At 32.8% G+C, this 14,313-nt stretch carries 10 protein-coding genes and 1 pseudogene; 3 read left to right on the top strand and 8 right to left on the bottom strand.

Features of this window, described 5'->3' with window-relative positions:
- The first annotated feature begins 31 nt into the window (after window positions 1–31).
- Both AC0L4B_RS06885 and AC0L4B_RS06890 read left to right on the top strand, forming a co-directional pair.
- Window positions 32–3,238, top strand: coding sequence for a LamG domain-containing protein (locus AC0L4B_RS06885; protein ID WP_473439119.1), 3,207 nt, complete (start codon window positions 32–34; stop codon window positions 3,236–3,238).
- Between the two features lie 32 nt (window positions 3,239–3,270).
- Entirely contained in the window at window positions 3,271–3,903 is a 633-nt protein-coding gene (locus AC0L4B_RS06890; RefSeq protein ID WP_473439120.1) for a T9SS type A sorting domain-containing protein, read from the top strand.
- 71 nt (window positions 3,904–3,974) lie between these two features.
- On the opposite strand, the gene groL is transcribed toward AC0L4B_RS06890, so the two are convergent.
- The 8 genes and pseudogenes from groL to miaB all read right to left on the bottom strand — a co-directional run bounded on the left by groL (window position 3,975) and on the right by miaB (window position 11,614).
- Window positions 3,975–5,609 (bottom strand): chaperonin GroEL, encoded by a 1,635-nt coding sequence (gene groL, locus AC0L4B_RS06895; protein ID WP_289043070.1) that lies wholly within the window; start codon window positions 5,607–5,609, stop codon window positions 3,975–3,977.
- 47 nt (window positions 5,610–5,656) lie between these two features.
- Window positions 5,657–5,935: a co-chaperone GroES gene (locus AC0L4B_RS06900; protein WP_028289562.1), complete on the bottom strand. Its 279-nt coding sequence runs from the start codon at window positions 5,933–5,935 to the stop codon at window positions 5,657–5,659.
- A gap of 137 nt (window positions 5,936–6,072) precedes the next feature.
- Window positions 6,073–6,429, bottom strand: coding sequence for a preprotein translocase subunit SecG (gene secG / locus AC0L4B_RS06905; RefSeq protein ID WP_473439121.1), 357 nt, complete (start codon window positions 6,427–6,429; stop codon window positions 6,073–6,075).
- A gap of 13 nt (window positions 6,430–6,442) precedes the next feature.
- Window positions 6,443–7,339, bottom strand: coding sequence for a hypothetical protein (locus AC0L4B_RS06910; RefSeq protein ID WP_473439122.1), 897 nt, complete (start codon window positions 7,337–7,339; stop codon window positions 6,443–6,445).
- Window positions 7,340–7,342: 3 nt separating this feature from the next.
- Window positions 7,343–7,846 carry an LptE family protein gene (locus tag AC0L4B_RS06915; protein ID WP_473439123.1) on the bottom strand — a complete coding sequence of 168 codons (504 nt, stop codon included), beginning with the start codon at window positions 7,844–7,846 and terminating at the stop codon, window positions 7,343–7,345.
- A gap of 30 nt (window positions 7,847–7,876) precedes the next feature.
- Complete coding sequence (locus AC0L4B_RS06920) at window positions 7,877–9,142, bottom strand: sigma-54 interaction domain-containing protein (protein ID WP_473439124.1); 1,266 nt, start codon at window positions 9,140–9,142, stop codon at window positions 7,877–7,879.
- A gap of 16 nt (window positions 9,143–9,158) precedes the next feature.
- The gene (locus tag AC0L4B_RS06925) at window positions 9,159–10,142 is read right to left on the bottom strand and encodes a hypothetical protein (RefSeq protein ID WP_473439125.1); all 984 of its coding nucleotides are present in this window, start codon (window positions 10,140–10,142) and stop codon (window positions 9,159–9,161) included.
- 27 nt (window positions 10,143–10,169) lie between these two features.
- Window positions 10,170–11,614: pseudogene (gene miaB / locus AC0L4B_RS06930) on the bottom strand (tRNA (N6-isopentenyl adenosine(37)-C2)-methylthiotransferase MiaB).
- Window positions 11,615–11,769: 155 nt separating this feature from the next.
- Here miaB and topA point away from each other — a divergent pair.
- The gene (gene topA, locus AC0L4B_RS06935) at window positions 11,770–14,313 is read left to right on the top strand and encodes a type I DNA topoisomerase (protein WP_473439126.1); all 2,544 of its coding nucleotides are present in this window, start codon (window positions 11,770–11,772) and stop codon (window positions 14,311–14,313) included.

A 14,313-nucleotide genomic window follows, 5' to 3' on the forward strand; every position in this document is an offset into this window, starting at 1 on the left:
ACTATTTCCCTCAAATTTAAATTTTTAACCTATGAAAAAAACGACTTTGTTTTTTTGTGCACTTGTGTGTACAATGTTCTTTTTAACTAGTTCTGTAAAAGCTCAAGAATCTGATTTTGATGGAGATGGTATCGTTGATAGACTTGATGTTGATGATGACAATGATGGTATCCTTGATACTATTGAGTGTCCTGTTATATCTGGTGCAGCAAATGCTACATCAGATAATATTGCTTGGGAGCTTAATCAATTTAAAGTATTTACTATTGGAGGAAATACTAATGGTTTAGGATACCAAGAGTCAGGTTTTCAAAAAGAAGTTTATGATAGAGGTCAGCCATTAACAGTGTTAAACGGTGCTTTGGATTATTCTTTTACGCAGACTACTCCTGGGACTGCAACAACTACTGTAGGGTCATTTGCTAACGGGACTTTAGATTTTGAACATAATTATATATATAGAGCTACACCTGTACACCAATTTAGAACAACAACTGCTGGTGCTTTTACTTCAGGAAGTGGTCCGTCAAACGGATTGTATGTTTACCCAGAGGTAGGTAATCAAACAGGAGATTATTACACAGTTAATATTAATTTTACAGAGCCTGTAGCTTCCTTTAGTTTTGATTTTGTAGATGCTTATGATACAACTTCTAATACTGAAGTTATGAATTATGAAGTCTACGCTGATGGAAATTTGATTGCATATTTTAGTAATCCTTACATTGGTAATGATGCTGTTGGAAATATAAATTTATATGATGCTAATGGTACTTTTAAAGGAACTGTATTAGCAGGTCAAAATATAGAAAATACTATTGGTTTTGTTACTAGTGAGCCTGTAAGTCATGTTGCTATTAGACATATAGTTGTTTCGGGTAGTTTAGGATCTTCTACTCATGATCCTCATGGTCTAGATAGTTTAGCATATAGTTTTCTTTGCGAAACTCAATTAGATATAGATGTAGATCAAGATGGTATTCCAGATAATATTGAAGCTCAAACAACGCTAGGTTACATTGCACCAAGTGGCACAGTAAACACTTCTGGAGCAAACATTGGATTATATGACAACTATGGATCAGGATTTAATCCTGTAAATACAGATGGTACAGATTTACCTGATTATTTAGACACAGATACTGATAACGACGGTGTGTTAGATATTGATGAAAATGGACAGGCTAGTACAGTGTTAAATATAGATACTGATACAGATGGATTAGATGATAATTTTGATAGTGTTTCAGTAGTTTATGATGCTAATGATGAGGTTACAACAGGAATAGTAACAGACTTAGTAGCTTCTTTTGGTGACTTTGATGCAGATGCTTCTTCTGGTGGAGATTTAGACTATAGAGATGATTATTCTGCAATTATAGGCTCAAGCACTATTGATTTTGATGGTGTTGATGATTATTTAGTTGCTGAAGATATAGAGACTGGTGGATGGTCTACAGCTACCATTAGCGCTTGGATTAAATTAGACACTGGTTTTAATGCTATTGGTGATGTGGCAGGACAGCAAATGTTTAGAATTTTTGTAAATGCAAATAGAAGAGTTAGAGGGTATATTATAGGAAATGGTACAGGAGCAAGTACTGTTATATCTGACAATAGAATATCTGTAAATGAATGGCATCAGGTAACGTTAACCTATTCTGGTGTCTCAGGCGATTTAAAACTATATATTGATGGGGAATTAAATGATAATGTAGCTGTTACACCAGGAGTGCTTTCTCTGGCTTCTGCGCATAGTACTCCTGATTTTGCAATAGGACGTTATCAAAGAGGTGAAAATAGATATTTTAATGGTTCTATTGATGAGGTTAGAGTGTTTAATACAGAGCTAACAGAAGATCAAATACAAAGAATGGTTTATCAAGAAATAGAATCTAATGCAGGTAAGGTTTCAGGATCAGTAATAAGAAATAAAAATATATTTGACGAAGCTACAGGGAACACGATTGATTGGTCAAACTTACAAGCGTATTTTCCTATGAGTAATATCGTTAATGGAGTAACTCTAGACCATTCTAATTATGGAAGGAATGCTAAGCTTAAAAATATAACAACTATTCAAGATCAAACAGCTCCAATGCCATTCGAAACGACATCTAATGGAACTTGGACAACTGAAGCAACTTGGTTACATGGTGATGTTTGGGATATTGAAAATTTGCCAAATAATGATTGGTCAATTGTTCATATTAAAAATAATGTTTCGACTACAGAGTCACACACCAATTTAGGTTTGATTATTGACTCAAATAATACATTAACGGTTAATGATGATAATCAAATAAAAAACACTTGGTATTTAGAGTTAGATGGTATTTTAGATTTACAAAACGACTCTCAATTACTTCAAACGTCATTAAGTGAATTAGAAGTTACAAGTGCAGGAAAAATAGTAAGACGTCAACAAGGAACTAATAATGCATATAGATATAATTATTGGAGTTCTCCAGTTGGGGCAAAAAGTACAACGTCTAATAATACAAACTTTTCATTAGATATGCTTAAAGAAGCAAATGGAGATATTCAATTTGTTACAGGTTATACTCCTCCTGTAACATCACCTGCTACCATTAGCACTTATTGGTTATATACTTACAAAAATGGATATAATTATTATCAATGGGCTGCTTTAGATCAAATGTCACCTATTGAGCCTGGAGTTGGTTATACTCAAAAAGGAACTGGTGTAGGAACTACGGATTTTGAATATGTTTTTGAAGGTAAACCTAATAATGGTGAAATTTTAATTAGCGTTAATGATGCAGGAGGACCAGGTTCGGTTGGAGGTACTTCTAAAACAGAATATTTATTAGGTAATCCTTATCCTTCATCTATAGATGTTAGACCTTTTATTGATGATAATCAAGGCTTAATTAATGGTGCTGTATATTTATGGGAGCAATGGGCTGGCGAGAGTCATGTCTTAAGTGAATACCAAGGAGGTTATGCTACTTTAAATAAACTAGGAGGAACAAGAGCTTATCAATTTGTTGGTTTAAACGGAGAAGCTACTGCTGCTCAAAACGGATCTAAAACTCCTGAATTTTTTATTCCTGTTGGTCAAGGTTTTAAAACTGAAATTTTAGGAAGTGGTAATGTTGTGTTTAATAACGATCAACGAGCTTTTACAACTGAAGCTTCAGGAGATTCTCAATTTTTAGAACTAGTAACACAACTCAAAATACAACAGTTACAGATCTTCAAACTATACGATTAGAATTTTCTACCTCTGATAATTTAAACCGAGAATTGTTACTAGGTTTTACAACCGAAACTCAAGATGATGTTTTTGATTATGGTTATGATGCTAAAGCAAGTGAAACGTTTGCAAACGATTTATTTACTACTTTAAATGGAGAGGATTATACTATTCAAGCTTATTCGCCTATTCAGTCAGATAAGGTTATTGATTTAATGCTTAAAAGTGATGCGACAGTTACCTATACAATTGCTATGACTGAAACTCAAAATATAGAGAATACTCAAGATATTTATTTGTACGATACTTTGGAAAATGTTTATCATGATCTGCATACTGGTAATTATAATTTCAGTGCAACAGCAGGTGATGATGCTAATCGATTTAAAATTGTGTTTACTACAACTGAAACCTTATCAAATCAGGATTTTATCTCAAATAATGAAGTTTCAATTTTTGTAAGTAATAATAAAAATCAATTATACCTCAAAGGACTAGATCAAGATATAAAGACTTTAAATCTAGTCAACATGTTGGGGCAAAATGTGATGCAGTTATCTGCAATTACAGTAAATCAAGCCAGTTCTGGATTACAACTAAGTAATATAAGTACAGGTGTGTATATTGTAGATGTAACTTTAAAAGATGGTAGAGTGTTATCTAAAAAGGTGACAATAGATTAGATTTTAACTAATTAATAATAAAAAAAGCCTCAACATTTGTTGAGGCTTTTTTTATATTAAGAGTGATAGTATTACATCATTCCTGGCATACCTCCACCCATTGGCATTCCGCCTCCAGCTGGTGCTTCTTCTTTAATATCTATTAATGCACACTCGGTAGTTAAGATCATTCCTGCAACTGAAGCAGCATTTTCTAATGCTATTCTAGTTACTTTTTTAGGATCAATAATTCCTGCTTTAAGCATGTCTACATAGTTTTCTGTTTTAGCATCGTAACCAAAGTCTTTTTTACCTTCCATTACTTTTGATACAACAACACTTCCTTCACCACCTGCATTAGATACAATAGTACGTAAAGGCGCTTCAATAGCACGAGCAACAATTTGTATTCCTGTTGTTTCGTCTAAGTTTTCTGTTGTGATTTTATCAAGTACAGATTTAGCTCTCACTAAAGCAACACCACCTCCAGCTACAATACCTTCTTCAACTGCAGCACGTGTAGCATGTAAAGCATCGTCTACACGATCTTTCTTTTCTTTCATTTCAACTTCACTAGCAGCACCAACATAAAGTACAGCAACACCACCTGCTAATTTAGCAAGACGTTCTTGAAGTTTTTCTTTATCATAGTCACTTGTAGTTGTTTCAATCTGAGCTTTAATTTGGTTAACTCTGTTTTGAATTAAACTTTTATCACCAGCTCCATTAACTACAGTTGTATTGTCTTTATCAATAGTAACACGCTCAGCTGTTCCTAGCATTTCTAAAGTTGTGTTTTCTAAAGTAAAACCTCTTTCTTCAGATACAACAGTACCACCAGTTAAAATAGCGATGTCTTCTAACATAGCTTTTCTACGATCACCAAAACCTGGTGCTTTTACAGCAGCAATTTTTAAAGACCCACGTAATTTGTTTACTACTAATGTTGCTAAAGCTTCACCATCAACATCTTCAGCAATAATTAATAATGGTTTTCCTGATTGTGCAACTGGTTCTAAAACAGGTAATAAATCCTTCATTGTAGACACTTTTTTGTCGTACAATAAGATGTAAGGATTTTCTAAATCAGTAATCATTTTGTCACTGTTAGTTACAAAATAAGGAGATAAATATCCTCTGTCAAACTGCATACCTTCAACAATATCAACATAAGTTTCAGTTCCTTTTGCTTCTTCAACAGTAATTACACCTTCTTTTCCAACTTTACCAAAAGCTTTAGCAATTAAATCTCCGATTACACCATCGTTATTTGCAGAAATAGAGGCTACTTGTTTGATTTTTTCAGAAGAATCACCAACTTCTTTAGATTGCTTACCTAAATCTGTTACAATAGCTTCTACTGCTTTATCAATACCACGTTTTAAATCCATTGGATTTGCACCTGCAGCAACATTACGTAAACCTTCTTTTACAATTGCTTGTGCTAAAACGGTTGCAGTTGTTGTACCATCACCAGCTAAATCATTGGTTTTTGAAGCAACTTCTTTTACCATTTGAGCTCCCATATTTTCAAGAGCATCTTCTAATTCTATTTCTTTTGCAACACTCACACCATCTTTTGTAACTACAGGAGCGCCAAATGAGCGTCCAATAATAACGTTTCTACCTTTTGGTCCTAAAGTTACTTTTACTGCATTAGCTAATGCATCTACACCACGTTTTAATCCGTCACGTGCTTCAATATCAAATTTTATATCTTTTGCCATTTTTTTTAAATTTTGTTTGTATTAATAGTAGTTAAACTAAAAGCTATTTAGATAATAGCCATGATGTCATCTTCACGCATCATTAAGTAAGCTTTACCATCTAACTTAATCTCAGAACCAGAATATTGTCCGTAAAGTACTTTGTCTCCAATTTTAACGGTCAATGGTTCGTCTTTTTTTCCGTTTCCAACAGCAACAATAGTTCCTTTGTGTTGCTTTTCTTGAGCTGTATCTGGTATGTATAAACCAGAAGCTGTTTGTGTTTCGGCAGGAAGTGCTTCTACTAGCACACGATCTGCAAGTGGTTTAATGTTTAATTTACTCATAATATATAGGTTTAATTAATTTAAAAATTTGAATTAATATAAGCTAAAAATGTGCCAACGCATATGGACTGACAAACTTGCAGAAACAAAAAATGCCAACTGTAAAAGTTGGCATTTTTTTATTTTTTTATCTAGAATTATTTTCCAGATGTAGGCTCTATTACTTTAGTAGCATCATCCGTTGTTGGAGCAGGAGCAGTAGGTGTTGGTAACTCGATTGAATCACTTTCTAAAATTTTTGATTCGTTAGCTACACCATTTTTGTCAATTCCTAAACTTGATGCTAAAATTAATACAAGTAAGATTGTTGCTAAAGTCCAAGTACTTTTATCTAAAAAGTCTGTTGTTTTTTTAACACCACCTAATTGTTGTGTTCCACCACCTCCAAAAGAAGATGATAATCCACCACCTTTAGGATTTTGTACCATAATTACTACTATTAGTAAAAATGCTACTACTACGATTAAGAATAAAAAGATTGCAAATGTGCTCATTATATTATAGTATTTAGTCTTGTAATTTTTGTATTGCTTTAATTTGGTCTGCAAAGAAACCACTTTTTTCTGGATATTTCAAACTTAATATTTTATAAGATTGAATTGCTTTTTTATAGTTTTTTTGTTCCACATAAATACGTGCTAAGGTTTCTGTCATTAAAACCTCTGGTTGTATCATCTGTGCTTTAGCTATATTATGTGAGGATACTTTTGTTTTTTTAGCTTCAAGTTTTGGGTTTTCGATTATAAATTTATCGATTAATTCAAATTTTTTAGCACGTTCTTTGCTTGTAGTATCCTCAATTGGTGTAGGTGTTTCCCTTTGGATAGGTTTCAGTTTAGATAGACTTAACCATTCATTAAAACTGTGAGTTTCATTTCTGTCAAATTCTAAAGGTTTTCCTATTTTTAATATGGTTTCTGCTTCAACTTTTTCTGAATCTATGGTATCCGTTTTGGATTGCTCAACTACAGGTTTTTTTTCTGTTTTAACTTCAGATTTTGGTTGAAATAAATCTGGGTTTAAAGTTTGTTTAGTAGTTTCAATTTGAATATTTAATGCATCTTTTACTGATTGATTTGTGTTATCAGTCATGTCTTCTGCAAAAACATCTAAACTGTTTATGTAGGCTGAGTTTTGTTTTATGTATTCTGAAATTTCGTTTTGATTAAAGATTTCTGAAGTAATAAAATCAAATAATATACTTCTGTCTGTTGTATATGCAGCTGTTATTTTTAATGCCTGATTGTATTTAAAACTGTCTTTATTTTTTAAACCTTTAAGAAATAACGCTCTAGCTGATTGAAAATACGGAAACTCCTCTAGAATCGTTTCTAGATTGTTAGTTTGGTTTGCTGTTACAAGCTGAGGTTGTTGGAGTATGTTTGTTAGTTCTAGGCTTGTCATTGATTACCAGTTTGCTAATGAAGCATTAAATATGTCTTGTGTTAAACGCTCAAAAATCTCTTCGTAAGCCACCGTTTTTGTGGTTCCTGATAATAATTCAGAGCCTGTATAATCATAGAAAAAAGAGAATGATTTTTCAAAATCTTTTTCTGGTTCTTTTTTATTGTAAAATCTAACTTTTACGCCAATGGTTAGTCTGTTTTGTGCTGCTGTACTATTTGCTGTTGCAGTAGTTGGTGATATACGATATTGTGTGATTTCTCCTTCGTAAACTAAATCTCCATTTGAGTTAACAAGGTCCAAACTGGTTTGGTTTTGAATTAAATCTTGTAAAGCTCTTGTAAAATCTAGGTCTAAACCTGGATCTATTAATGTTGCGGTATTTTGAAAGTAATTAACTTGATAGCTTGTTGCAGATCCTGTATCAGCACCTGTAAAAGAGTATGCACCACAACTTAATACTGTTATAGTAATACAAAGTAATAATATGTTTTTAATGTATTTCATTTATGTTTTGTTTAAAATAACAACGTTGTATTACAAATCAAATTGTTTAATTTTTCTGTAAAGTGTACGCTCACTAATCCCTAATTCTTCTGCTGCTAATTTTCGTTTTCCGTTATGACGTTCTAAAGATTTTTTGATTAGTTCTAATTCTTTGTCGTGTAAGGATAGCGTTTCTTCTTCTTCAATTTCTTCAGCAAAATGGTATTTATCTGCAGCATTATCTGTTATTGCAGAGGTGTTGTTTGCATTTTGAGGTATGGATAATACTTCCATATCTTCTATGTGCTCTTCAAACTCGGTGTCGCTTTCATTTTCGCCATATATTTTCTGAATTAATGTTTCGTTATTTTTTTTAACGTCATTTGTGTTTCCGCTTTTCATTAATTCCATGGTTAGCTTTTTTAAATCATTTAGATCAGCTTTCATGTCAAATAAGACTTTGTACAATATTTCGCGCTCGCTACTAAAATCACTTTCGGATTTAGTCGAATTTATAACAGCAGGAAGGTTGCTTCCGCTTGGTAAATAGCCATGCAGAGTGGAAGCGTTTATGGTTCTGTTTTGTTCTAAAACAGACACCTGCTCAGCAACGTTACGTAGCTGTCTTATGTTTCCGCTCCAGCGATATTTTAATAATAATTGTATAGCATCATCAGTCAATTTTATAGTTGGCATTTTGTACTTTAAAGCAAAGTCACTAGCAAATTTTCTGAATAAAATATGGATATCCTCTTGGCGCTCTCTTAAAGGAGGAAGGTTTATATCTACTGTACTTAGACGATAGTAAAGGTCTTCTCTGAATTTTTCTTTTTTAATAGCTTCAAACATATTTACGTTTGTAGCAGCTACTATACGTACGTTTGTTTTTTGAACTTTACTAGATCCAACTTTTATAAATTCGCCATTTTCTAAAACACGTAATAAGCGTACTTGTGTGGTTAGTGGTAGTTCTCCAACTTCATCTAAAAAAATGGTTCCACCATCTGCCACTTCAAAATAACCACTTCTGGTAGCAGTAGCACCAGTAAATGCTCCTTTTTCGTGACCAAAAAGCTCACTGTCTATAGTTCCTTCTGGTATTGCTCCACAGTTAACAGCAATGTATTTACCATGTTTGCGATGAGAAAGTTGGTGTATTATTTTAGGAATACTCTCTTTACCAACACCACTTTCTCCAGTTACTAATACAGATATATCAGTAGGAGAAACTTGCATTGCTTTTTCGATAGCACGATTTAAAGCATGGCTATTTCCTATAATACCAAAACGTTGTTTTATAGATTGAATGGATTCCATGTTAGTTTAAATATTTTTAGTTCGTGTATTCATAAATAAAAGTTTGACCAATAGAGTTTGAAGGAGTCAAAATGCTGTTAACTTCAATTGGGTAATCGTTTTGGTTGACTTCTATATAATCTTGATAGTTATTTGAAAAACCTTGAAAAATTGTTTCGTCAGGAAATTGAGATGGAATCGTTGTAGTGTCTAATCCATTGTTAGAACTTTCAATTACAATATTATTCCATTGAAAAGAATTTAATCTGTATCTACCATATATAATAACCAAGTTTAAGTAATATGAATCTGAGAAGTTTTTAAGAGGGTTTATAATGCCTGTGTTATAATCAAAATTAAAATTATATTGAGTGCTTGAATTTGGTTCTCCATAAATCGAGTTAATAGAAGTGCAGTTAGAGTTGCTGAAGGTATAAGTGTTTTCTAGTATCTGGGTGTTGTTTTCGTTAAATTGTTTAAAATTAATTAATTGGTTGTTTGAGTTAAAAGTATATACTAAATCATTAGTTGGAGCTGTGTTTCCAGTATCTGTTGCTAAAGGTATAGTTATTGTATTGTTAGAATAATTTAGTGTTCTATTTTGGGTTATGTCACCAAAAATGGTGCTTTCAAATTCGTCAATTGATATAATTTCATTACTTGAATTGTAATTAAATGTAATGCTAAAATTTATCGTTCCTGAGGATACAGAATATTCAATAAAGCTAATCATGTTGTCATTAGAATCATAATTAAATTCTTGAAATAAAGTCCCATTATAGTTTATTTGTGTTTTTTTATAGCCTTCTTCATAAACGTATTCATAAATATTCCCTGAAGAAGTGGTTTTAGTTAGTTTAAATAAAGTGTTTCCATCATTATTATTGCTTCCACCTTCGTTATCATCTGTTCCATCAGACTCAGTTCCTTCATTAGCTTCAATAAAGTCACTTTCTAAAGTTTCGTTTTCGCAGGCTGTAAATAAGCCTAAAGCCAATATTATTAATAATATTTTTTTCATGATTTAGTTGGTTTTAGCGATAACTGTTTAATTATTTTTTGAAAAATCAATAGCCTCACCTATTAACGTAGCTTTTGTACAGTCGGTTATATTTACATTTACAAAATCTCCAATTTTAAAATTACCTTTAGGGAATACAGCTACTATATTATGTTGTGTACGACCAGACCATTGTTGATCAGATTTTTTAGATTGTTTTTCTACTAAAACTTCAACCGTAGTGTTTAAAAATTGTCTTGTTCTAAATTCGCTATGCTTAAGTTGTAAAGCAATAATCTCGCTTAAACGTCTACTTTTTGTAGCTTCAGGAATATCGTCTTCAAATTTACGTTCAGCTAAAGTACCAGGTCTTTCAGAGTAGGTAAACATATAGCCAAAGTTGTATTTTACATATTCCATTAAGCTTAATGTATCTTGATGGTCTTGCTCAGTTTCGGTTGGAAAACCTGCAATCATGTCTTGACTTATTGCGCAACCAGGAATAATTGTTTTTATGTTATCTATTAGAGTAAAATATTCTTCGCGTGTGTGTAAGCGATTCATGGCTTTAAGCACTCTGTTACTTCCACTTTGTACAGGTAAGTGTATGTGGTTGCAGATATTGTCATATTTAGCCATAGTTTTTATAACCTCTAGATGCATATCTTGAGGGTTTGATGTGCTAAATCTAATACGCATTTTAGGTTGTGCTTTGGCACATAACTCTAAAAGTTTAGCAAAGTCAGTTGCTGTCGCTTTTTCAAAATCTGATGCTTTTTCAAAATCTTTTTTTAAACCTCCACCATACCAAAGGTAACTATCTACATTTTGTCCTAGTAAGGTAATTTCTTTGTAACCTTTATTCCATAGGTCATTAACTTCTTCAATAATACTTTGTGGATCACGACTACGCTCTCTACCTCTTGTAAAAGGAACTACACAAAAGGTACACATATTATCACAACCTCTAGTTATAGATACAAAAGCGGTAACTCCGTTAGTGTTTAGTCTAACAGGAGCAATGTCTCCATAAGTTTCTTCTTTAGATAATATAACATTAATTGCATCGCGACCTTCATCTACTTCTGCAATTAAATTTGGTAAATCTTTATAGGCATCTGGACCTACTACAAGATCTACTATTTTTTCTTCTTCTAAAAATTTGCTTTTTAAACGTTCAGCCATGCAACCTAATACACCAACTTTCATTTTTGGATTGATACGTTTTACAGCATTGTATTTTTCTAAACGTTTTCTAACAGTTTGCTCAGCCTTATCACGAATAGAGCAGGTGTTTACCAATACTAAATCTGCTTCTTCAAGACTTTGTGTGGTGTTGAAACCTTCGTTTTGTAATATTGAGGCAACAATCTCACTATCACTAAAATTCATAGAACAACCATAACTTTCAATAAAAAGTTTTTTGGTGTTTTCTTTTTTTGAGGGATAACTAATGTTTCGCCTTGTTTGTTTTCGTCTATTGTCTTTTCCATAAATGTGTTGAAATCACTAACCTCTAATGAGTACGCAAAGATAGGATTATTTTAAAATTATGACAATCTGACAGACCTTAAATTTAACCTAAAACTTATAAAATTAGGAAGATAAATTTTTTTTGATATACCTTTGTGCTCATAAAAATCGAAGAATGGCGAAGAATTTAGTAATAGTAGAGTCACCTGCAAAAGCAAAAACAATTGAAAAATTTTTAGGAAAAGACTTTAAAGTCGAATCCAGTTTTGGGCATATTGCAGACTTACCTTCTAAGGAATTGGGAGTAGATGTAGAAGGAGATTTTGATCCAAAATACGAAGTGTCTTCGGACAAGAAGTCACTTGTGAAAAAATTAAAAGATCTTGCTAAAAAAGCCGAAATGGTTTGGCTAGCAAGTGATGAGGATCGAGAAGGAGAAGCTATTGCTTGGCACCTTGCCGAGTCTTTAAAACTTGAAAAAGATAAAACTAAACGTATCGTTTTTCATGAGATTACAAAAGCTGCAATCCAAAAAGCAGTAGAAAATCCAAGACAAATAGATTATGATTTAGTAGATGCACAACAAGCACGTCGTGTATTAGATAGAATAGTAGGTTATGAGTTGTCTCCTGTGTTATGGAGAAAAGTAAAAGGAGGTTTGTCTGCAGGTCGTGTACAATCCGTATCTGTTAGATTAATTGTTGAGCGCGAACGCGATATACAAGATTTTAAACCTGAAGCATCCTACAGGATTGATGCTGAGTTTTCAAATGAAGCTGGTCAGTCGTTTAAAGCTAAATTGCCAAAAACATTTTCGACTAAAAAAGAAGCTTTTGACTTTTTAGAAAGTAATGCTGATGCCGATTTTAAAGTTGCAGACTTAACTAAAAAGCCAGCAAAAAAATCTCCAGCAGCACCATTTACAACTTCTACTTTACAGCAGGAAGCGTCCCGTAAATTATATTTTTCAGTAAGTAAAACCATGACTATGGCTCAGCGTTTGTATGAAGCTGGTTTGATTACTTATATGAGAACAGATAGTGTTAACTTATCTGACGAAGCAAGAAAAGGAGCTGAAAAAGAAATCGTTGCTGCCTACGGTAAAGAATATGCTAAAGAGCGTAATTTTAAAGGAAAATCTAAAGGTGCTCAAGAGGCTCACGAAGCGATTAGACCAACAGATTTTACAAGACATTCAGTAGATATAGATTATGATCAAGCAAGATTATATGATTTAATTTGGAAACGTGCAATTGCTTCTCAAATGAGTGAAGCACAATTAGAACGTACCAATGTTAAAATAGAAGCTAATACACATAAACAAACCTTTACAGCAAATGGAGAGGTGATTACTTTTGATGGGTTTTTAAAAGTGTATTTAGAAGGTACAGATGATGAAGATTTAGAGCAAGAAGGCATGTTACCAGCAATGAAGGTGAATGAAACATTGCTAAATAAAATTATTACTGCAACCGAGCGTTATTCGCGTGCACCATACAGATACACTGAAGCGTCTTTAGTTAAGAAGTTAGAAGAACTTGGTATTGGTAGACCGTCAACTTATGCGCCAACAATATCTACAATTCAAAACAGAAACTATGTGGAAAAAGGAACTGTTGAAGGTGTTGAGCGTGAGTATACACAATTAGTATTACAAGATGGAGAGTTAAAGGATAAGACTTTAACAGAAAAAGTTGGGTCTGATAAAGGTAAATTAGTCCCAACAGATATAGGAATGATTGTAACTGATTTTTTAGTAAATCATTTTGAAAGTATTTTAGATTACAACTTTACAGCAAAAGTTGAAAACCAATTTGATGATATTGCCGAAGGTAAGGAGGATTGGAAAAAAATGATGAAGACATTTTACAAAAAGTTTCATCCTGTTGTTGAAGATGTAAAAGAAAATGCAGATAGAGAATCTGGAGAACGTATCTTAGGTAAAGATCCAAAATCAGGAAAACAAGTAAGTGTGCGTTTAGGTAAATTTGGACCTATGGTACAAATGGGAACTGTAGATGACGAAGAAAAACCAACCTTCGCTAGTTTAAGTCCAGACCAGCAGCTAACAACCATTACATATGAAGAGGCAATGGATTTATTTAAATTGCCAAGAACTTTAGGGAAATATGAAGATGAAGACGTTGAGGTTAATAATGGGCGTTTTGGGCCTTATGTAAAATACGGTAAGAAATATGTATCATTAGCTCCAGGTCAAGATCCTTTAAATGTCGAAATAGAAGATGCTATAGAGTTAATTAAAGAGAAAGAAATTGCTGATGCTCCTGTGTATCATTATAAAGGACATGGAGTTACTAAAGGTAAAGGACGTTTTGGACCTTTCATTAAATGGAATGGTTTGTTTATTAATGTTAATAAAAAATACGATTGGGATAATTTAACAACCGAAGAGATTGAGGAATTAGTTGATGCTAAAATTCAAAAAGAAATTGATAAAGTTGTCCATAATTGGGAAGAAGAAGGTATTCGCGTTGAGAAAGCGCGTTGGGGAAGACATAATATCTTAAAAGGAAAAATCAAGATTGAGTTACCTAAAACAGTTGATGCAAAAGCATTGACTTTGGATGAGGTGAAAGATTTAATAGAAAAGAAAGCGCCTAAAAAGAAAGCTACAAAGAAAAAGACTGCAACTAAAAAGAAAGCTCCAGCTAAAAAGAAAACAACGACCAAGAAAAAAACTACAGCAAAAAAGAAATAA

It is taken from the genome of Olleya sp. NP1-10 (assembly GCF_055804415.1).